Consider the following 19,571-nt stretch of genomic DNA (forward strand, 5'->3'; position numbering starts at 1 on the left):
CGATCAGTTAACTATCAATTTGCTTAACGAGAGGAGATAGGGAAGATGTCAGGCAACAATAAACAAGCTACAAAAACCTTACCCCCACAGGAGCAGCATCATCAGCCAGGGATTGAGAGTGAAATGACGCCGCTGCCCAAATACGAGCCGGCAAATTATAAATCAGCAGGTAAACTGCAAGACAAGGCGGCGTTAATTACCGGTGGAGACAGCGGAATTGGGCGTGCAGTTGCTGTGCTTTTTGCTAAAGAAGGCGCTGATGTGGTCATTTCATATCTTAATGAACACTCAGATGCAGAGGAAACTAAACGTCAGGTCGAGCAGGAAGGCCGCAAATGTATCCTAATTCCAGGTGATATCGGTGACGAGAAATTCTGTAAGGATCTTATTAAACAGACGGTGGAGGGCTTAGGAAAGCTTGATATTCTCATCAATAACGCGGCAGAGCAACATCCGCAAGCTAAGATCGAGGATATTACTTCCGAGCAGCTTGAGCGTACTTTCCGTACGAATATATTTGCGATGTTCTATTTAACAAAAGCAGCTATGCCTCATTTAAAAGCAGGATCTACCATTATAAATACAACTTCAATTACCGCTTATCGCGGAAGCCCGCAGCTGCTGGACTATTCATCAACTAAAGGAGCTATTCTTAGCTTCACACGATCCTTGTCCACGAATCTGGCAGAGAAGGGCATACGGGTAAACGGTGTTGCACCAGGTCCAATCTGGACACCGCTGATTCCCTCTACCTTTGATGCAAAACAGGTTAGCGAGTTTGGAGGTACACAGCCTATGAAACGGCCTGGACAACCAGAAGAGCTGGCACCAGCCTATGTATATCTGGCCTCTGACGATTCCAGTTATGTGACTGGACAGGTTATTCATGTAAATGGTGGCGAGGTAGTAAACGGTTAGATCAGTACAGCTAATGTGAATAAATGGGTGTATTTCAATAAAAAAATATGTTACTATAAACCACGTTAGCATTTTAAAATTGTATATTTATGTCACTAGGGGTGCCGATTGGCTGAGACGGAATGGATTTCCGGACCCTTTGAACCTGATCTGGTTAAGACCAGCGTAGGGAAGTGGAGAACGAATTTCTGTTGTCGGGCTATTTGTAGTGCCGTCTATATACAGATTCTGACTGCCTTCCTTACGGGGGGCAGTTTTTTTGTTTTTTACTGACCTACAGGGAAGTGAGAGAGGAGATCGTGATGTTGCAAGCTGAGATCCATCTAATATCAGACGGCAAGCTACAGCTGAGACATTTTGTTGAACTAGCTGTCACGGTGCAGACATGGGTCGATTATATTCACCTGAGAGATAAGCAATGTCCTGCATGCGAACTGCTCGCTGCGGCACAGAAGCTGTTGGCTGCCGGTATGCCCGCTACCAAACTGATAATCAACGACCGGATCGATGTAGCCTTGGCAGCTGGTGCCGCGGGGGTTCAGTTGGCCTGGCACAGTCTGAGTCCGGTTACAGCCCGGCGAATTGCACCTCAGCTTTGGCTGGGGAGATCGGTTCATTCTCCGGAAGAAGCGGCGAATGCCTCAGAGCAGGGAGCTGATTATTGCTTGTTTGGTCATGTATTTCCCTCGGATAGCAAGTTAGGGCTGCCCGCACGTGGGTTAGAGCTGCTTGCAGAAACGGTGAAGACCAGCTCTATTCCTGTAATTGCGATTGGCGGAATTAGCCCCGCTAATGCGGCGCAGATCATCAGGAAAGGTGCGGCAGGAGTTGCTGTGATGTCCGGTATTTGCGGAGCGGATGATCCTTATGAGGCCGCCAAAGCTATTCATAAGGCGGTTCATTCATAGCCTGGAGGTAACAGCACGGGCGAAGGGGGTGATTCAGAATGAAGCTGTTGATTAACGGGAAATCCGCAGAGTGTTCTGGTGGTATTCAAACTATAGCTGATTTGATCAGTCTTCCTGAGTGGTCGGGTCGTTTGATGATCATTGAGCTGAATGGAGAAATTGTCAGTAAGGAGAATTATGAAAGTACTGCTCTGAGCGAGGATGATCGTTTGGAACTGGTGCACTTTGTTGGTGGGGGTTGAGATGGAGCGGTATAGAATTTTGAGAAATTTATAAGAACCAAAGGGAGGTAATTTCATGCATGACCCGTTACATATTGGCGGCATCGAATTAACCAGTAGATTATTTATCGGAACCGGAAAATATAGCCGGAATACGTTGATCCCCGAAGTGATCGCAAGCTCTGGTTCTCAGGTGATTACTGTAGCGCTTCGCCGAGTGGACCCGCAAGGTGGAGCAGAAAATATCATGAACCACATTCCCGGCCACATGACTCTTCTGCCTAATACCTCAGGAGCGCGTACAGCGGAAGAGGCAGTCCGTATTGCAAGATTAGCAAGAGCTGCGGGACTGGGGAACTGGGTCAAGATCGAAGTGATCAATGATCAGAAATACCTGCTTCCAGATAATCTGGAGACCATACGAGCTACAGAGATTTTAGCAGCGGAGGGTTTTGTAGTATTGCCTTATATGAGTCCGGACCTTTCGGCTGCTTTACGTCTGAGAGATGCCGGTGCTGCTGCTGTGATGCCGCTTGGTGCGCCGATCGGGACGAATCGCGGCCTGCGCACCAAGGAGCTTGTGCGTATTCTTATTGAAGAAGTGAATTTGCCGATTATTGTAGACGCCGGGATTGGCAAGCCCTCGGAAGCGGCGGAAGCAATGGAGATGGGGGCCGCTGCTGTTCTGCTTAATACGGCTATCGCAACGGCACGTAATCCGCTCGTCATGGCGGAAGCGTTCCGCGAGGCGATATCCGCTGGCCGCAAAGCTTATTTGGCAGGACTGGGTCCTGTAGAAGAAGTTGCTTTTGCTTCGTCACCGTTGACTGGATTTTTGAACTGAATTTGATAGGTCACGAAAGGAGGGAAGATTAGCATGAGCTTTTTTGACACACTGGCCCGCTTGGAGCAGTATCCTTATGAGCAGCTGTGGAAGGAGTTCCGGGAGGATGACGTTAAGCGGGCGCTTGGAAAAGACAAGCTGAACGAAAATGATTTGCTGGCATTGCTTTCTCCGGCAGCAACGCCGCTGCTAGAGGAGATGGCGTTGGCTGCACAGCGACTGACCCGTGCACATTTTGGTTATTCGATGCAGCTGTTCACACCGATGTATCTTGCGGATTTTTGTGTGAATCATTGTACCTACTGCAGCTTCAGCTCCATTTATGATTTTCCGCGCAAAAAGCTGTCCTTGGAGGAGGTCCGCAGGGAGGCTGAGAAGATTGCAGCTACAGGTCTGCGGCATATCCTCATTTTGACTGGTGAATCGCGCCGGGAGAATCCTGTCTCATATATTAAGGATTGTGTAGTTGTACTTAGAGAATTTTTTTCCTCCGTCAGTATTGAGATAAATCCTCTATTAACTGCAGAATATAAAGAGCTTCTTCAAGCAGGGGTGGATGGATTAACACTATACCAAGAGGTGTACCACCAGGAGACTTACAGAAAGCTGCATGTTAAAGGGCCTAAAAGAAACTACCGGAATCGCCTGGATGCACCTGAACGCGGCTGTCAGGCAGGTTTTCGTTCTGTGAATATTGGTACGTTGCTCGGGATGTATGATTGGCGGCAAGAGGCATTCCAAAGTGCCATGCATGCCCGCTATTTGCAGGATCGGTATCCAGATTGCGAGATCAGTCTGTCACCTCCACGGTTTCGGCCTTATTTAGGGGAATTTAACCCGGAGTGTGATGTTACCGACCGATCGCTAGTGCAGATTATTTTGGCATACCGGTTATTTTTACCCCGTTCGGGCATTACTTTATCTACAAGAGAGCCTGCCTCTCTACGCGATCATTTAATTCATCTAGGAATAACTAAGATGTCAGCCGGGGTCACTACTGAGGTGGGCGGTCACACTAATGCAGGGGGAACTCCGCAATTCGAAATATCCGATGGCCGTAGTGTGCAGGAGATTACGGAAATGCTATATACGAAGGGTTTGCAGCCCATTTTTAAAGACTGGGATATTCTGACCGAATCAGCAACGAACGCTTGTATTATCAATTATTAATTACTAAATGGACCCCTGCGAGATTTATGCGGAGGTCCATTTTTTATTGTATAGAGGGTGTTTAGTTTCCGGCAGAGAGCTCATCGAGAGACATTTCGAAACTCGGTGCCATATGAGTCAGAAAATAATCCACTTCCTGCAGGCCAAACCCACGAAGTTTTGCTGCTGTCTGCTCCTTCGCGGCGGCGAATTCTCGGTTTCCTGCAGCAACTTCCCATACGCATTTCAAATAAGCATCCAGCCGATCAGCGGCTTTCACATAGCTGTGCAGCAGAATGTCCTCCGAATCGGGAGGGCTGTCTTCCGGTCGTATAAGCTGAGTGTAGATGCTTTTCAGCTCTGATGGAATCATTCCAGTTAAGCGATCAGCCGCAACTTTCTCCATTTCGCGGAAGCTGGTGAGCAAGCGAGGATTGTTGTATTTTACCGGCGTGGCGATGTCACCTGTGAACACTTCGCTGGCATCATGGAACAGAGCTAGGGTTGCTGCTCGTTCCGCGTTTAGTGAACGTCCAAAATGAACATTACCGATGGAACAGAGCATATGTGTGAGCAATGCAACATGAAAAGAATGCTCAGCGACGTTCTCCGGTGCGGTGCTGCGCATCAAGCTCCAGCGCTGAATATACTGAAGACGATATAGATAGGCAGAAAAATGGTAGCTCAATTTTAAAGTAACCCCTTTCATGCGGTGCTAGGTATGATATTATTATACTAATTGTATCAAACTTTAGATAACCTGGAACTGCCGAGAGGAGCTTGAATGAAGATGCAGCATTTTGAAGACAGTATTTATAACCTTATCGTAGAAACTTCCACGAATTTGCCGGGAGATGTACGCCGGGCAGTTGCAAAAGGTCGCGCGCTGGAAGACAGGGCTACCCGGTCCGGTCTTGCTTTAACCACGATTGCGCAAAATATCGGAATGGCTGAGCAGCAAGTGTCTCCGATCTGTCAGGATACGGGAATGCCTACATTTATCATTCACACCCCTGTGGGAATCAATCAGATTGAGATGAAAAAAGATATTCATAATGCCATTGTACGAGCGACCAAGAATGGTAAACTTCGTCCCAATTCTGTAGATTCATTAACAGGTGAGAATAGCGGAGATAACTTGGGTGCAGGCACACCAGTCATTCATTTCGAACAATGGGAAGAGGATAAAATAGACGTTAGACTTATTCTGAAGGGTGGAGGCTGCGAGAATAAAAATATTCAATACAGTCTCCCGGCAGAATTAGAAGGACTCGGCAAAGCGGGTCGGGATCTGGACGGAATCCGTAAATGTATTTTACACGCGGTATATCAGGCGCAGGGACAGGGCTGTAGTGCCGGTTTTATTGGCGTGGGTATCGGCGGTGACCGTACGACTGGCTACGAGCTGGCTAAGAAGCAGCTGTTCCGCAAAGTGGAGGATGTTAATCCAATAGAAGACCTTAGTAAGCTGGAAGACTATATTATGGAGAATGCTAACAAGCTTGGAATTGGCACGATGGGCTTTGGTGGTGAAGTATCGCTGCTGGGCTGTAAGGTTGGCGTAATGAATCGTCTGCCAGCTAGCTTTTTCGTATCCGTTGCTTATAACTGTTGGGCCTTCCGCCGCCAAGGGGTGCTGGTTGATCCATCCACAGGCAATATAGAGGATTGGTTGTATGAGAGTGGTACAGGGATATCTGTAGATGATGAAGGGGCACATGAATCTGAAGCAGTAATTGCTGAGGGAGCTAACAGCCCAGCCTCTGAATCGCGGGAAGTACGTCTTACAACGCCGGTAAGTGAAGAGGATATCCGTAGTCTGCGTGTTGGAGACGTGGTTATTTTATCCGGTGCAATGCATACAGGCCGTGATGCTTTGCACAAATATTTAATGGATCATGAGTCTCCGGTAGATCTGGAAGGGGCTGTGATTTATCATTGTGGTCCTGTGATGATGAAAGATGAGGAAGGCTGGCATGTAAAAGCTGCGGGCCCAACTACGAGCATTCGTGAAGAGCCTTATCAAGGCGATATTATCAAAAAATTTGGAATCCGTGCAGTCATCGGAAAAGGTGGTATGGGTCCAAAAACGTTAAAAGCGTTACAGGAGCACGGCGGGGTATACCTCAATGCGATTGGTGGAGCCGCCCAGTATTATGCAGAGTGCATTAAGAAGGTCAACGCTGTTGATTTTATGGAATTTGGTATTCCTGAGGCGATGTGGCATCTCGATGTGGAGGGTTTTGCAGCGATTGTGACGATGGATGCTCACGGCAACAGTCTGCATGCGGATGTGGAAAAAGATTCTGCAGCTAAATTGACTCAATTCAAGGAGCCAGTGTTTAAATAAATGGGGTTACAACCGGTGGATAAGTCATGAGGAGGGCAGATTCTCTGAATGGCTTTTCCATGGGTTTTAATCAAATTATAAGGATTTATATGTCCAGACTATAAATGATCCTTAAGGAACGCCGAAGGCGTTTTTACCTGTCTAAAGGAGGACAATGAATGGCACCACATTATATTAGAAATGGGTTTCTTAACGTTACGCCGTATTTTATTGCGGAAGATGCAGACCAATTGATAGATTTTGTTGTGCACTGCTTTGATGCCAAAATTATTGATATGCTGCGAAATGATGAGGGAAGGATTAGGCATGCCGAGGTCAGAATCGGTGATTCCATCATTGAGATTTCCGAAGCGAATGAAAAGTATTCACCGGTACAGCTTGCCATTCATCTTTATGTAAGAAATGTTGATGAGACCTACCGCAAGTGCCTGGATGCCGGGGCTTCTATTATTGAAGAACCACTGGATAAATCCTATGGAGAAAGAGGAGCAGGGGTTAGAGACCGTCAGGGTAATCAGTGGTTTCTTGCCACCCGTACAGAATAAACTCATGTGTTTTTACAAAAGTAATACAAAGTAACAGTCCAGAGTTAATCAACTCGGGCTGTTATTTTTATATAATCTACTCTGGGGGGCTTATGTCACGGTCATAGTCGTACTGGTATTTTGAAGAAAATGAAGTTAGGATAAAAGATACAATGATAAAGGGAGAGGCAAATTTCAGATGAAACCGTTTCGCGCTCGTCTTACGTTTATACTTATGGCCTTAATCGGTATTTCCATGATTGGTACTGGATTTACGATGGCTCATCTGTTTAAGAGCTCCCATATAACTGCTCTGGAAGAGAATATGTCCCGGGAAATAAGTTTGCTCTCAGGAACACTGGAATTTGTAGATATGAATTCTTCAAATGCGATCCCGTATTACACTGAACAGGCGGAGCATATTTCTAAACTTTTAGATTCTCGGATAACGTTTATTACAAAGTCGGGTAAAGTAATTGGCGATTCTGAGAAAAACCCCTTGGAAATGGACAACCACTCCAATCGTGAAGAAGAGATAGGGGCTGCGAAAGAGGGAACTGGACGGGCAATCCGTTACAGCGAAACTCTAAAGCATGAGATGTTATATGTGGCTGGAAAGGTAACTTCTGATCAGGGATTTGACGGCTATATTCGGGTCTCAATGGGACTTGATGCTGTAACGCAAGGTCTTAAGCATGCTTGGATGATCATGGCTGCAGGTCTAATTATCTTGTTCTTGTCAGCAACTATTGTGAGCTATAAAGTAGCTTCAAGCATGACTTCCCCGCTGGAGCAAATCACAAGAGTCGCCCGGCGGATTACCGATCTGGATTATGATGCCAGAGTTCATTTGAAGCGTAAAGATGAAGTTGGACAGCTGGCTACAGCGATTAATGCGATGGCAGACAGTCTTCAAGACCAGCTTAAGACGATTCGTGATAATGAGGATCTGCTGCAAAGCGTGCTGGATAATATGACTGGCGGCATCATAATGATCAATGCGGAAGAAGAGATTGCGCTGCTTAATCGGGCTTCAGAGCGAATGCTTGATGTCAGTAACGGTGAAATGGCGGGTCATTCGTACAAAGAGTTAAAACGGCATTATGAGCTAACCCGTCTGCTTGAAGAAGGGGTGTTAAGCCGGGAGCCGATTCATGAAGAACGAAGTATTTATAACCCAAGAGAGCGAATTGTACGGATGGACGCGGTTCCGATGATCCAGGATGGTACGTACAGAGGTATGCTTTTCCTATTGCAAGAGGTTACGGAAATTCGCCGTTTGGAGCGGATGCGTAGTGAATTTGTAGCTAATGTATCGCATGAACTCAAGACTCCGGTTGCAGCGGTCAAAGGGTTTGCCGAGACCTTACTGGGTGGCGGAGTTAAAGATGAGAAGACGGCGAGATCCTTCCTGCAAATTATTTATGATGAGAACGAGCGTTTAAATCGCTTGATTGGAGATATTCTGGAATTATCTAAAATCGAATCTAAACGGGTGCAGCTCGATTGCTCACCGGTTCATATCATTGAATTCTTTGATTCCGTGCTGGGAACCATCAGTAAAGTCGCTGAGAAGAAAAACATTAGTCTTAATGTAGAGGTTCCTGAGGAGCTATTCATTGAGGCGGATGAGGATAAGCTGCGTCAAATCTTTATGAATCTGTTCTCTAATGCGATTAATTACACACATGAAGGCGGAAACGTAAAGGTCTACGTTAAGAGTCTACTGAAACCAGACGGCTCCGAAAATGTTCAATTTACTGTTAGCGATACAGGTATGGGGATTCCTAAAAAAGATCTTCCGCGTATTTTTGAACGTTTTTACCGGGTGGATAAGGCAAGATCCAGAAGCTCCGGCGGAACGGGATTGGGGCTGTCTATTGTAAAGCATTTGGTAGATATGCACCATGGAGTGATTTCAGTTGAAAGTGATCTGGGAATCGGCAGTTCCTTTGTGATTGAATTGCCTTTGCTGCAGGAAGAAAAGACCGATTAGATTTTTGTAAATTCACTTTTTTAATTTTACACTAAGTTAACATTACGGTGATATGATGGTTTTGTTGCTGTTTTGTAAAAATCAAACTATATGGAAGACGGGGGAACCTATGGCTCAACGATTGCTTGTCATTGAAGACGAACCGACACTAGCCCGGCTGCTGTCCTATAACTTAACGCAGGAAGGTTACGAGGTGACGGTAGAGGATCATGGAACGGCAGGATATGATCGTGCGACGAGGGAACCTTTTGACTTGATCGTATTGGATCTGATGCTGCCAGGAATGAATGGCATTGACATCCTTGATAAATTGCGTGGACAAGGTATCCGCACACCTATTATCGTATTGACTGCTAAAAATGCTGAAGAAGATGTGGTTAGAGGGCTGAAATCCGGTGCTGATGATTATATAACCAAACCTTTTGGGGTATCCGAATTGCTTGCAAGAGTGAGCGCTGTATTGCGGCGGATTTCCGGTCTTGCTGAGGAGGCTCCACAAGAGACACCTATATCTGCTTCTACGATCATTCTGGGACAACTAGAAATCTATCCTGAGCGGTATGAAGTTTCCTTAGGTGGACATAGCATTAACCTGCGACCGAAAGAGTTCGAGGTATTGTTATATTTGGCTCGTAAACCAGGGGTAGTGCTGACAAGAGATGATCTTATGAACGCTGTATGGGGCTTTGATTATATTGGTGGACAGCGCACCGTTGATGTGCACGTAAGTTCACTTCGTAAAAAGCTTGAGCTAGATCCAGAATCCGTCCATATCGATTCCATTCGAGGTGTAGGTTATAAATTAGTTGTTAACAAAAAGAGAGCTCCGGTCATTTAGCATGACTGGAGTTTTCTTCTTTATCCCGTTCATAAACAAGATTCAGGTGAGATTACACGCCGAATTGTAGGGAATACTATCACGTGGACTAATTCATCTTCACCAATTTTACATTGCGTTAACATTTCTCTCCAACTGTATTTACATTAAAAGCTTATTATGGAGAACGAAGATGATGAGAAGGAGACGTAAATACTAATGAAATCCATCATTGACATAGAGAAACTTGATCTCTACTATGAGTCATTTCACGCACTGAAGAATGTGAATCTGCAAATTCCGGAGAAACAGGTTACTGCTTTTATTGGACCTTCCGGTTGCGGAAAATCCACTCTGTTGCGCACGCTGAATCGTATGAATGATATGATTCCTGGTACACGTATTGAAGGAACTGTAAACATCGGCGGCAAAAATATTTATAGTGACGAGGTAGAGGTAGAAAGCCTGCGTAAGCAGGTGGGCATGGTATTCCAACAGCCCAATCCTTTTCCGAAGTCGATTTACGACAATGTAGCTTATGGTCCTCGCCTGCACGGCATTCGTTCAAAGAGCGAACTGGATGAGATTGTAGAGCAAAGTCTGCGTCATTCCGCGCTGTGGGAGGAAGTTAAAGATTTTCTGAAAAAATCTGCCCTTAGCTTGTCCGGCGGACAGCAGCAACGGCTGTGTATTGCCCGAGCTTTGGCAGTACAGCCGGATATTCTGCTCATGGATGAGGCAACGTCTGCACTTGATCCTGTGTCTACGCTCAAGATAGAGGAGCTTGTACAGGAATTAAGAAGTAAGTATACAATCGTTATGGTTACTCATAACATGCATCAGGCGGCACGTGTATCTGGTCGAACCGTGTTTTTCTTGAATGGTGTAATTGTAGAGGCGGCGGATACAGAGGTGTTGTTCTCTACTCCTAAGGATTCCCGCACCGAAGATTATATTTCTGGACGTTTCGGCTGATACGGGCTACAAGGGCGCTCGTCCTTGGAAATGGCAAGCTGACCATACATTAATGAGGAGGATCGCTCTTACTATGATTCGCAGAAAAGAATTTGATAAAGATTTGGAAGAGCTGCGCAGTCTGCTGCAGCAGATGGGTGAACATGTAATAGATGCTCTTGGTGGAGCAATTGTTGCTTTACAGAATCTTGATACTGTGCGCGCTCAGGAAATCATTAAAGCAGATTTGCAGCTGAATGCCATGGAAGATAAAATCATGGAAATTGGCTCACGGCTAATTATTACACAGCAGCCTGTAGCAAAAGATTTGCGCCGCATTATCGTTGCTTTCAAAATATCTAGCGATTTGGAACGTATGGGTGACTTGGCTATTGATGTTGCGAAAGCAACTATGCGCATCCATGGACAGCAGCTGATCAAGCCGCTTGTAGACATTCCACGTATGGCGGAAATTGTGACGACCATGATTGATGAGGCTATCCAGTCTTATCTGGATGAGAACACGGATCTGGCTTATAGAATGGCACAAGATGATGATCAGGTCGATCAATTATATGGTTCGATGATCAATGAGCTATATAGTTATATGGTGGCAAAACCGGATTCTGTATCCCAAGCTATGTTATTAACGCTGGTAGGCCGTTATATTGAACGGATTGCCGATCATGCGACTAACATTGGTGAGAGTGTTGTTTATCTGGTCACAGGCAGCCGTCCGGACTTGAATCAGTAATTTGCACTTACACAGCTTTTGTTATATCTTTAGTTAAACTAAGTAGCCGCCCTTTTAAAAGGGCGGCTACTTGTTGTATATCCTTAACATATCAGCTTATCCCACTGTTTAGGTTGGTAAAGCCGTTTCTACTTGTACAGGGCATATGGTAAGATGTAAGGAGTAAGCATGAAAAAGGCGAGGTGCACTATGGACAAGTTGATACTTATAGATGGAAACAATATTATTTACCGTGCTTTTTTTGCGATGCCCCCGCTGACGAATACAGCAGGGCAACAGACAAATGCGGTGTACGGATTTACAACGATGCTGCTTCGTTTAATCGAAGAACATAAACCGACACATATGATTGTCGCTTTCGATGCAGGGAAAGTTACTTTTCGGCATGAAGGTTATCAAGATTATAAGGGCGGCCGGCAAAAAACACCGCCGGAACTCTCCGAGCAGTTCCCTTTGTTGAAGGAATTGCTGACTAATTTAGGTGTACCGCAGTTTGAAATTGGCAATTATGAGGCTGATGATATTATTGGCACCATTTCACGCCAGGCGGATGAAGCGGGACGGCAGGTTATGATCGTGTCGGGAGACAAGGATATGTTGCAGCTGGCCTCTGAGCATACGACCGTTGCTTTAATCCGCAAAGGGGTCACCGAAGTTGAGCTTTATGGGCCGGAACAAATCCGGGAGAAATATGACCTAACCCCTGAGCAGATCATTGATCTTAAAGGGCTGATGGGCGATGCAAGTGATAACATCCCGGGAGTACCCGGCGTAGGTGAGAAGACAGCTTTGAAGCTGCTGCATCAATTTGGATCAGTGGAAGGTGTCTTAGCTGGAACCGGTGAGCTAAAGGGTAAAATGAAAGAGAAACTGGAAACCCATGCGGAAGATGCGGTGATGAGCAAAAAATTAGCGACCATCTATCGTGAAGTACCGCTTGAGCATTCGTGGGAAGACATGGTCTTCAATGGAATTTCAGCAGATACAGCCGGACCAGCGCTTGCCAAGCTGGAATTTAAATCATTGTTGGAACGTTTGTCACTTAGTGCCTACGCTCCTGTTGCCGAGGGTGAGGAGAGTACTGCTGAAGTAGAAGCTGAGGCACTTGATATTACGATCGTAAGTGAAGAAGAACTTAAGGAGCTCAGTGAAGCCCTGGCTGGTATTTCGGCGCTGCATGTGGAATCGTATGGAGATAATCCGCATCGTGCCGAGGTAATCGGAATAGGATTGTCCTCTCTGGAGCGGCATTACTATGTGCCATTTGAATTACTGCATAAACCGGCCGCTGCGAAGCTGCGTGATTGGCTAGGAGATGAAAAGGCTCCGAAAAGTGGATATGATCTTCACCGCGCTGATTTGGCTCTACACTGGCAGGGAATTGCTTTTGCAGGTGCAGCCCATGATGTGCAGCTGGCGGCTTATTTGCTTGATCCTACGGAGGCTAATCAGAATCTAAATGATCTCACTGCTAAATACGGCTTGCCGCGGCTCTCTCCTGATGAAGAGGTATTTGGTAAAGGTGCCAAATACAAAATCCCTGAGCTTGAAGTTTTAGGAAATCACGTTGCACGAAAGAGTGCAACGGTTCTTGGAATCGCACAGAAGCAACAGCAGGAGCTGGTGGAGACCGCAATGACAGGGCTATTCGAGGATCTGGAAATGCCTTTGTCACGGATTTTGGCGGATATGGAGAAACAGGGGATTGCAGTCAATGCTGGTGATCTTAAAGAGCTTGGAAAAGAATTCGAGGCGCAAATTTCTAAATTGGTCAGTGAAATATACGAGATTTGTGGCACTGAGTTTAATTTGAACTCACCAAAGCAGCTGGGTGAAATCTTGTTTGTAAAGCTAGGTCTGCCTGTCGTCAAGAAGACGAAGACGGGTTATTCCACGGATGCCGAAGTGCTTGAGAAACTGGCGCCATACCACGATGTGGTGCGTTTGATTCTGCAATATCGCACAATTGCAAAGCTGCAATCTACCTACGTAGAGGGGCTGCTTAAAGAAATTTCCCCGAACACAGGGAAGGTGCATACATTCTATCGGCAGACAATTGCCGCTACAGGACGGCTTAGCAGCCAATTCCCGAACTTGCAAAATATCCCGATTCGTCTAGAGGAAGGACGCAAAATCCGCAAGGTATTCGTTCCGTCCGAACCGGGCTGGTCCATCCTGGCAGCCGACTATTCGCAGATCGAACTGCGTGTGCTGGCACATATTTCCGGCGATGAGCGGATGAAGGAAGCCTTTCTGCATGATATGGATATTCACACGAAGACAGCGATGGATGTATTCGGTGTGACCGCAGAACAGGTGGACAGTAATATGCGCCGTGCCGCAAAAGCCGTTAACTTTGGGATCGTCTACGGGATCAGTGATTACGGTCTCTCGCAGAATCTGAATATTCCGCGTAAGGAAGCCGCGCAATTTATTGAGCAATATTTTGAGGTTTATCAGGGTGTACGCCGCTATATGGACGATATTGTAGTGGAGGCACGGAAGTATGGTTATGTGACCACATTGCTCGAACGTCGCCGTTATCTGCCGGAGATTAATGCGAAGAACTTTAATCTGCGCTCTTTTGCGGAGCGGACAGCAATGAATACACCTATACAGGGAACAGCAGCGGATATAATCAAGCTGGCGATGGTGCATATGGACAAGGCGTTATTTGATCGTGGGCTTAAGAGCCGTATGCTGCTTCAAGTACACGATGAGCTTGTATTCGAGGTGCCAGAGGATGAAATGGAGCTTATGAAGACGCTTTTGCCGGAAGTAATGGGTGGAGCACTAAAGTTATCTGTGCCGCTTAAGGCAGAGGTCAGCTTTGGAAGTAACTGGTACGAGGCGAAATAGACTCCCTTTAAGGTGTGCATATCAGCTATAATGTAGTTGAGGTGAAGACATCATGCCGGAATTACCGGAAGTAGAGACAGTCAAGAGAACACTTAATGAGTTAGTTAATGGAAAGCAGATAGAGAATGTAACCGTCCGGTTGGCGCGGATTATTCAGCGTCCGGATGATATTCAGGCTTTTGCCCACCTGCTGGCAGGTCATAGCATTGTAAAAGTTGAACGAAGAGGAAAGTTTTTGCGTATTGTACTGGATGGTCTGGTGCTTGTGTCACATTTACGGATGGAAGGCCGTTACGGACTTTTTTCAAATGATGACCCACTGGACAAGCATACACATGTGATTTTTCATTTTACGGATGGAACTGAGCTGCGTTACACGGATGTTCGCCAATTTGGGACAATGCATCTTTTTCAGATGGGAGAAGATCTTCAGCTGCCGCCTTTAAATAAGCTGGGGCAGGAGCCGCTGGAGCCTTCTTTTACACCGGAGAGGTTTAAGCAGATCGTGTCCGGTAAAAGCACCAAAATTAAATCGCTGCTGCTTAATCAGGAATATATCGTCGGCATCGGCAATATTTATGTAGATGAGTCGTTGCACCGTGCGGGTATCCATCCTGAAGACAGCGCCAAAGCGCTCACGGACAATCAATTGGACAAGCTGCATCATGCTATTGTAAGCACGCTGGCCGAAGCGGTTAACGCCGGAGGTTCATCTGTTAAGTCATATGTTAATGGCCAAGGTGAGAGCGGTACGTATCAGCAGCAGCTATTGATTTACGGTCGTAAGGATCAGCCGTGTAGTAACTGCGGAACGATGATTGAGAAGACGGTTGTAGGCGGTCGTGGCACGCATTATTGTCCAAATTGCCAGCGTCCGACTGTTCACTGAATTTGTTGAAATAATAAGGTTGGCACCCACTACTTGTCCCGCCCATATACTGTGTGAAGAATGCTTAATAGAGAACGGAAGCTGAAACGATAAAATTTCAGTTTTCCGGTTCTTCACAGGAGGGATTGCGGGTGCTCAGCCCATTATTTTCACTGCTATTGCTAGCGTTTGCCTTGAGTTTGGATGGTTTTGGTGTAGGAATTACATATGGGCTGCGTAAAATGAAAATACCACTGCTCTCCGTTTTGATTATCTCGCTCTGTTCGGGGGTAGTTATCTGTGTATCGATGCAGGTTGGGGTTTTGCTTGCCAAGGTAGTGTCTCCGAATGCAGCTTCTATAGTTGGTGCGGTTATACTTGTGCTAATGGGATGCTGGTCGCTTGTTCAGATGCTGATGCAAAAAGAGAAAGATGCAGATGGCGGACGTAAAGCTGAAACGGTAGATAAGGGCTCATTTTCCGAGCAGGCTTGGGCAGAGGTAGCTGCTGATTCTGAAGCGGGTACAGAACCTGTTATGAATGATGAACCGTTGAAATCAGCTGTTTTTTCACTTGAGCTTCGCCGTTTGGGGATTGTAGTACAGATCTTGCGTACCCCGTCTTCTGCGGATATGGATGCCTCAGGAAGTATCTCTTCGATGGAAGCGATGATACTGGGGATTGCGCTCTCTCTGGATGCTTTTGGGGCTGGACTTGGCGCAGCGCTGCTTGGCTTCAATCCGATATGGACATCACTTACAATAGCTTTGTTTAGTGGTACATTTCTATTGCTGGGTATGAAGACTGGACTTAGATTTGCCGGGAACTACTGGATGAAGCATGCTGCCGCATTACCAGCGTTATTATTAATTGCAATGGGAATACTGAAGCTATTATGAGGTGAGTACATGATTATAGGCTTAACCGGAGGAATCGCATCCGGAAAAAGCACAGTGTCTGCACTGCTTGTGAACAAGGGAGCGAGGCTGGTTGATGCCGATGTGATCGCCAGAGAAGTTATGCTTCCCGGGCATGAAGTGTTGGCTGCTGCTGCTAAGCAATTCGGAAAAGAGATCCTTTTTCCGGATGGAACACTGAATAGGGCCAAATTAGGTGAAATCGTCTTTCAAGATCCTGTGGCCCTGCAAACCTTGAACAATTTGACGCATCCTGCCATCCGGCAGGAAATCAAAGACCGTATGTACAGCATGGAGCAGGAAGAGCCGAAGCGGCTTATTATTGTGGATATTCCGCTTCTTTTTGAATCAGGGCTTGAGACCCTGTTCCATGAGATTGTAGTAGTGTACGTTCCCCGTGAAATGCAAATTGCTCGATTAATGGAACGTAATAGGCTCTCTTTAGAAGAAGCAGAAGCGCGATTGAATGCACAGATGGATATTGAACAGAAACGTAATAAAGCGGACTACATCATCGACAACAGTGGCGATCTTGCGTACACTGAGCAACAGGTTGCTGTTTTTTGGGACAGGCTGGGTTTATCATGAAATGGCTACGTAAAAAAAGAGTACTGCTTCTGCTATTTGTGGGTTTTACGGCAATATTGTTTCTGAGTACTAACTGGATGTCGTGGTTTTATCCCATCCATTTTAAAGATGAGATTCGCAAGCACAGCATCACTTATGAGATAGACCCGTTTCTTGTAACCGCGATTATTCGTGTAGAAACGAACTTTAAAACTGGACGAGAATCCAAAAAAGGCGCACTAGGGCTGATGCAGCTTATGCCGGATACCGCGAAGTGGGCGCTGGAAAAGGCCAAGCTTCCAAACGTATCTATGGAAGAACTCAAGCATGAGCCTTCGGCTAATATTGAACTGGGTACATGGTATCTTTCAACTTTATCCCGTCAGTTCGAAGGTAAACGTACAGCAATTATCGCAGCCTATAATGCTGGACCCGGAAAAGTTCAACGCTGGTTGGACGAAGGGATCTGGGATGGGACAGATGCAACCATTAAAGATATTCCCATTGGTGAAACCAGGCATTATGTACAGCGCGTTAATTATTACTATGATCAGTACACGGACATTTACAAAGAATTTTAATTTCTACCGTGTTATGTATAAAAAGAAGTATTAAACGACCTGTAGGTCGTTTAATACTTCTTCAAAAAGCTTATGTTGGTCAGGTTATTTGTATTGACCTGCCAGTTGTTGTTCTGCCAGGGTTACAAGACGTTTAGTGATGTAACCACCGATCGAACCATTTTCATAAGAAGTTTTATTGCCTTGGTAACCATCTGGGGAAAGCGTGATTCCTAGTTCTTGGGCAACTTCGTATTTAAGTTGTTCCAAGGCACCGCGGGAATTTGGAGCTACAAGGTTATTGGAGTTGTTGCTTTGGCTCATTGCTGTTCACCTCCTCTGTTGGTAACTGTATTATGTGCCGGACTTGCCATTATCATTACAAGAAAAAAACGGTGATTTCTGGAAATATTAAAAAAGCCGTTCAAAAGCCGGATTTATAACGTTCCGGGACCAAACCATTATGTATTAGGAAGTGATGAAGCTTATGAAATGCCCTTACTGTGATCACACAAATACTAAAGTGCTGGACTCGCGACCAGCGAATGAAAATAAGTCAATCCGTCGTAGGCGTGAATGTGAGCGTTGCAGCAAACGTTTCACTACTTTTGAAATGATTGAAGAAACGCCACTGATTGTAATTAAAAAAGACGGCAGCCGTGAGGAATTCAGTCGTGATAAAATACTCCGCGGTCTCATCCGTGCTTGTGAGAAAAGGCCGGTTTCTGTGGAACGTCTAGAAAAGATCGTGTCCGAGGTTGAGAAATCTTTGCGCGGCATCGCCGTTGCGGAAGTGGAAAGCCAACAGATTGGTGAATTCGTGATGGAGCAGCTCTACCCAGTAGATGAAGTGGCTTACGTTCGTTTTGCGTCCGTATATCGCCAGTTCAAGGATATTAATATGTTCATGAAGGAACTCAAGGGGCTGCTATCCAAGAGTACGGGAGAATTAGAGGGATTATAGGGTTTTGTCCAGTTAGGGCGTTACAGCCAATCCTAGGGTCTGTTAGGAGTGCTTGTACTGGTTTGTTTCCTCTGAGTTTTGAGCGGGGAATTTGATTGGAAAAATGAATTTTAAAAAAAGTGTTGACATAGAGGGCGATTTTTTATATTATATAGAAGTCGCCTACGACGCTTGAGTTTATCGGAACAACTCAATTACGACCAAACTAAAATTAAAAAATGTGTGATTACATACATCTGAAATTTCAGTTTGGGGCCATAGCTCAGCTGGGAGAGCGCATCGCTGGCAGCGATGAGGTCAGGGGTTCGATCCCCCTTGGCTCCACCAAACATCATATGGACTCTTAGCTCAGTTGGTAGAGCAGTAGACTCTTAATCTATTTGTCCAGGGTTCGAGCCCCTGAGAGTCCATCCTAAAAAAACGGCAGAAATGCCGTTTTTTTGTTGTTTGGGGAAGAGTGACTTTTTATTTGGTTTTGATCGTGGTATAGTTTGGGTAGATAAAACGTACAATGCAAAGAGAGTCGTGCGGAAACACGACTCCCAGTGCAATAGCCGCTTTTAAGGGCGGCGGCTCCGGAAGTTTAGTCAGGAAATAGACCGCATTCCTTTGCGAGAGGGCGGTCTATTTCTTTTTGAGGTAGTTGAGCAATGCAATAATGAACATGCCGAACATGAACATCAATGACAACGCTTGATAAACCTCCACGGCCTCACCTCCCTTCTGGGAGATTAGCCAACCGCCCTTGCAAGCCGTTCTATTGCCCGATTAGTATAGCATATTATGGGAATATAGTAAGTACGAATGTTCCTGTTTTTGATCTGATTGATTCCGTAAAACCTCATATTATTGAATTGATGGCTCTGACTACAGACAATCCATATCTAAAGAAACAGCAAGATGCTGTTTCTTTTTTTGTTCCCATTTATTAATTATCATTAAATCCATTAAACTCCTGAAGCATTTGAATAAAGGTTTCAAGCTGTTGATTATCCCATTGAGCTATGCGCTCATAAAATATGAATTCCTTATCCTGCAGCGCATCAAAGGTTTTTTGTCGTCCAAGTTCAGTGAGTGTAAGAAGGATGGCTCGACGATCATTAGGAGAGTCTTCTCTTCTAACATAACCCAAATTCTCGAGTTGCTTGATGAGACGGCTGACTGAACTACGATCCATAGCCGTTGATTCTGCCAACACAGAGGCGCTTGTTGGTCCATAAGAGTACAGCCAACGGACTATATGGAAAGCAGCAGGCTGTATAGATGAATCGAAAGCGGCAGCAGTTCTGACATTTAGGGCATGCGAAGCACTAATGAGGGCACTAATTTGTCCACCTAGCTTCAGTTCTAATTGCCCTCTCAACGTGTCTTTACGTTCGGCATTCATTGTTTTGACCACCT

21 protein-coding genes, 2 tRNA genes and 1 riboswitch are annotated in these 19,571 nt (G+C 45.7%); of the genes, 19 read left to right on the plus strand and 4 right to left on the minus strand.

The features are described from left to right. Nucleotides 1-45: 45 nt before the first annotated feature. From NST94_RS09175 to thiH, 5 genes are all read left to right on the plus strand, one after another. A complete protein-coding gene (locus tag NST94_RS09175; RefSeq protein ID WP_076184281.1) occupies nucleotides 46-918 on the plus strand; it encodes an SDR family oxidoreductase in 873 nt (290 codons plus the stop codon). 87 nt (nucleotides 919-1,005) lie between these two features. Further along, a riboswitch (TPP riboswitch) is annotated at nucleotides 1,006-1,107 on the plus strand. Nucleotides 1,108-1,220: 113 nt separating this feature from the next. Continuing rightward, nucleotides 1,221-1,826 (plus strand): thiamine phosphate synthase, encoded by a 606-nt coding sequence (locus tag NST94_RS09180; protein ID WP_280752695.1) that lies wholly within the window; start codon nucleotides 1,221-1,223, stop codon nucleotides 1,824-1,826. Nucleotides 1,827-1,864: 38 nt separating this feature from the next. Further along, entirely contained in the window at nucleotides 1,865-2,068 is a 204-nt protein-coding gene (gene thiS / locus NST94_RS09185; protein WP_038569682.1) for a sulfur carrier protein ThiS, read from the plus strand. A 55-nt stretch (nucleotides 2,069-2,123) separates the two neighbouring features. Next, nucleotides 2,124-2,891 carry a thiazole synthase gene (locus NST94_RS09190; RefSeq protein WP_038569684.1) on the plus strand — a complete coding sequence of 256 codons (768 nt, stop codon included), beginning with the start codon at nucleotides 2,124-2,126 and terminating at the stop codon, nucleotides 2,889-2,891. A gap of 33 nt (nucleotides 2,892-2,924) precedes the next feature. Then, complete coding sequence (gene thiH, locus NST94_RS09195) at nucleotides 2,925-4,061, plus strand: 2-iminoacetate synthase ThiH (RefSeq protein ID WP_076301300.1); 1,137 nt, start codon at nucleotides 2,925-2,927, stop codon at nucleotides 4,059-4,061. Nucleotides 4,062-4,122: 61 nt separating this feature from the next. On the opposite strand, the gene yfbR is transcribed toward thiH, so the two are convergent. Further along, nucleotides 4,123-4,728, minus strand: a complete 606-nt coding sequence (gene yfbR / locus NST94_RS09200; protein WP_081383138.1) for a 5'-deoxynucleotidase — start codon at nucleotides 4,726-4,728, stop codon at nucleotides 4,123-4,125. A gap of 102 nt (nucleotides 4,729-4,830) precedes the next feature. On the opposite strand from yfbR, the gene NST94_RS09205 reads away from it, so the two are divergent. The 11 genes from NST94_RS09205 to NST94_RS09255 all read left to right on the plus strand — a co-directional run bounded on the left by NST94_RS09205 (nucleotide 4,831) and on the right by NST94_RS09255 (nucleotide 17,227). Continuing rightward, nucleotides 4,831-6,390, plus strand: a complete 1,560-nt coding sequence (locus NST94_RS09205; protein WP_076301386.1) for a fumarate hydratase — start codon at nucleotides 4,831-4,833, stop codon at nucleotides 6,388-6,390. A gap of 158 nt (nucleotides 6,391-6,548) precedes the next feature. After that, the gene (locus NST94_RS09210) at nucleotides 6,549-6,935 is read left to right on the plus strand and encodes a VOC family protein (RefSeq protein ID WP_076124919.1); all 387 of its coding nucleotides are present in this window, start codon (nucleotides 6,549-6,551) and stop codon (nucleotides 6,933-6,935) included. A gap of 178 nt (nucleotides 6,936-7,113) precedes the next feature. Next, entirely contained in the window at nucleotides 7,114-8,910 is a 1,797-nt protein-coding gene (locus NST94_RS09215) for an ATP-binding protein (RefSeq protein ID WP_076124920.1), read from the plus strand. Between the two features lie 109 nt (nucleotides 8,911-9,019). Continuing rightward, nucleotides 9,020-9,748 (plus strand): response regulator transcription factor, encoded by a 729-nt coding sequence (locus tag NST94_RS09220; RefSeq protein ID WP_036678951.1) that lies wholly within the window; start codon nucleotides 9,020-9,022, stop codon nucleotides 9,746-9,748. A 198-nt stretch (nucleotides 9,749-9,946) separates the two neighbouring features. Continuing rightward, nucleotides 9,947-10,702, plus strand: coding sequence for a phosphate ABC transporter ATP-binding protein PstB (gene pstB / locus NST94_RS09225; RefSeq protein ID WP_036678954.1), 756 nt, complete (start codon nucleotides 9,947-9,949; stop codon nucleotides 10,700-10,702). A 73-nt stretch (nucleotides 10,703-10,775) separates the two neighbouring features. Further along, on the plus strand, nucleotides 10,776-11,435 hold the full coding sequence (phoU, locus tag NST94_RS09230; RefSeq protein ID WP_036678957.1) for a phosphate signaling complex protein PhoU: 660 nt from the start codon (nucleotides 10,776-10,778) through the stop codon (nucleotides 11,433-11,435). 189 nt (nucleotides 11,436-11,624) lie between these two features. Next, complete coding sequence (polA, locus tag NST94_RS09235; RefSeq protein ID WP_076301298.1) at nucleotides 11,625-14,294, plus strand: DNA polymerase I; 2,670 nt, start codon at nucleotides 11,625-11,627, stop codon at nucleotides 14,292-14,294. A 52-nt stretch (nucleotides 14,295-14,346) separates the two neighbouring features. Next, nucleotides 14,347-15,183, plus strand: coding sequence for a DNA-formamidopyrimidine glycosylase (gene mutM, locus NST94_RS09240; RefSeq protein ID WP_076124923.1), 837 nt, complete (start codon nucleotides 14,347-14,349; stop codon nucleotides 15,181-15,183). Between the two features lie 131 nt (nucleotides 15,184-15,314). After that, nucleotides 15,315-16,061 carry a manganese efflux pump gene (locus NST94_RS09245; RefSeq protein WP_076124925.1) on the plus strand — a complete coding sequence of 249 codons (747 nt, stop codon included), beginning with the start codon at nucleotides 15,315-15,317 and terminating at the stop codon, nucleotides 16,059-16,061. A gap of 9 nt (nucleotides 16,062-16,070) precedes the next feature. Next, on the plus strand, nucleotides 16,071-16,667 hold the full coding sequence (coaE, locus tag NST94_RS09250) for a dephospho-CoA kinase (protein WP_076220141.1): 597 nt from the start codon (nucleotides 16,071-16,073) through the stop codon (nucleotides 16,665-16,667). Next, nucleotides 16,664-17,227 (plus strand): lytic transglycosylase domain-containing protein, encoded by a 564-nt coding sequence (locus NST94_RS09255; RefSeq protein ID WP_036678971.1) that lies wholly within the window; start codon nucleotides 16,664-16,666, stop codon nucleotides 17,225-17,227. Before coaE ends, NST94_RS09255 begins: the two co-directional genes overlap by 4 nt. 84 nt (nucleotides 17,228-17,311) lie before the next feature. Here NST94_RS09255 and NST94_RS09260 read toward each other — a convergent pair whose 3' ends face one another. Continuing rightward, entirely contained in the window at nucleotides 17,312-17,530 is a 219-nt protein-coding gene (locus tag NST94_RS09260; RefSeq protein WP_036678974.1) for an alpha/beta-type small acid-soluble spore protein, read from the minus strand. A 163-nt stretch (nucleotides 17,531-17,693) separates the two neighbouring features. Between NST94_RS09260 and nrdR the strand changes: the two genes are divergently transcribed. From nrdR to NST94_RS09275, 3 genes are all read left to right on the plus strand, one after another. Continuing rightward, nucleotides 17,694-18,170 carry a transcriptional regulator NrdR gene (nrdR, locus tag NST94_RS09265; RefSeq protein ID WP_036678976.1) on the plus strand — a complete coding sequence of 159 codons (477 nt, stop codon included), beginning with the start codon at nucleotides 17,694-17,696 and terminating at the stop codon, nucleotides 18,168-18,170. 251 nt (nucleotides 18,171-18,421) lie between these two features. Beyond that, a tRNA-Ala gene (locus tag NST94_RS09270) sits at nucleotides 18,422-18,497 on the plus strand. Nucleotides 18,498-18,507: 10 nt separating this feature from the next. Then, a tRNA-Lys gene (locus NST94_RS09275) sits at nucleotides 18,508-18,580 on the plus strand. Between the two features lie 214 nt (nucleotides 18,581-18,794). Here the strand turns inward: NST94_RS09275 and NST94_RS09280 are convergent. Next, nucleotides 18,795-18,878 (minus strand): putative holin-like toxin, encoded by an 84-nt coding sequence (locus NST94_RS09280; protein ID WP_219214875.1) that lies wholly within the window; start codon nucleotides 18,876-18,878, stop codon nucleotides 18,795-18,797. 220 nt (nucleotides 18,879-19,098) lie between these two features. Beyond that, nucleotides 19,099-19,557, minus strand: coding sequence for a MarR family transcriptional regulator (locus tag NST94_RS09285; RefSeq protein ID WP_076124930.1), 459 nt, complete (start codon nucleotides 19,555-19,557; stop codon nucleotides 19,099-19,101). Between the last annotated feature and the right edge of the window lie 14 nt (nucleotides 19,558-19,571).

The organism is Paenibacillus sp. FSL H8-0282 (genome assembly GCF_037963825.1).
Taxonomy (GTDB): domain Bacteria; phylum Bacillota; class Bacilli; order Paenibacillales; family Paenibacillaceae; genus Paenibacillus_AQ; species Paenibacillus_AQ odorifer.

Bases quoted from the DNA above. Each gene is read 5' to 3' on its own strand.
- NST94_RS09210 (WP_076124919.1), top strand. From the start codon at position 6,549: ATGGCACCACATTATATTAGAAATGGGTTTCTTAACGTTACGCCGTAT.
- thiS (WP_038569682.1), top strand. From the start codon at position 1,865: ATGAAGCTGTTGATTAACGGGAAATCCGCAGAGTGTTCTGGTGGTATT.
- NST94_RS09220 (WP_036678951.1), top strand. From the start codon at position 9,020: ATGGCTCAACGATTGCTTGTCATTGAAGACGAACCGACACTAGCCCGG.
- NST94_RS09255 (WP_036678971.1), top strand. From the start codon at position 16,664: ATGAAATGGCTACGTAAAAAAAGAGTACTGCTTCTGCTATTTGTGGGT.
- NST94_RS09175 (WP_076184281.1), top strand. From the start codon at position 46: ATGTCAGGCAACAATAAACAAGCTACAAAAACCTTACCCCCACAGGAG.
- pstB (WP_036678954.1), top strand. From the start codon at position 9,947: ATGAAATCCATCATTGACATAGAGAAACTTGATCTCTACTATGAGTCA.
- NST94_RS09205 (WP_076301386.1), top strand. From the start codon at position 4,831: ATGCAGCATTTTGAAGACAGTATTTATAACCTTATCGTAGAAACTTCC.
- NST94_RS09180 (WP_280752695.1), top strand. From the start codon at position 1,221: ATGTTGCAAGCTGAGATCCATCTAATATCAGACGGCAAGCTACAGCTG.
- nrdR (WP_036678976.1), top strand. From the start codon at position 17,694: ATGAAATGCCCTTACTGTGATCACACAAATACTAAAGTGCTGGACTCG.
- NST94_RS09260 (WP_036678974.1), bottom strand. From the start codon at position 17,530: ATGAGCCAAAGCAACAACTCCAATAACCTTGTAGCTCCAAATTCCCGC.
- NST94_RS09190 (WP_038569684.1), top strand. From the start codon at position 2,124: ATGCATGACCCGTTACATATTGGCGGCATCGAATTAACCAGTAGATTA.
- phoU (WP_036678957.1), top strand. From the start codon at position 10,776: ATGATTCGCAGAAAAGAATTTGATAAAGATTTGGAAGAGCTGCGCAGT.
- NST94_RS09215 (WP_076124920.1), top strand. From the start codon at position 7,114: ATGAAACCGTTTCGCGCTCGTCTTACGTTTATACTTATGGCCTTAATC.
- polA (WP_076301298.1), top strand. From the start codon at position 11,625: ATGGACAAGTTGATACTTATAGATGGAAACAATATTATTTACCGTGCT.
- coaE (WP_076220141.1), top strand. From the start codon at position 16,071: ATGATTATAGGCTTAACCGGAGGAATCGCATCCGGAAAAAGCACAGTG.
- mutM (WP_076124923.1), top strand. From the start codon at position 14,347: ATGCCGGAATTACCGGAAGTAGAGACAGTCAAGAGAACACTTAATGAG.
- NST94_RS09285 (WP_076124930.1), bottom strand. From the start codon at position 19,557: ATGAATGCCGAACGTAAAGACACGTTGAGAGGGCAATTAGAACTGAAG.
- thiH (WP_076301300.1), top strand. From the start codon at position 2,925: ATGAGCTTTTTTGACACACTGGCCCGCTTGGAGCAGTATCCTTATGAG.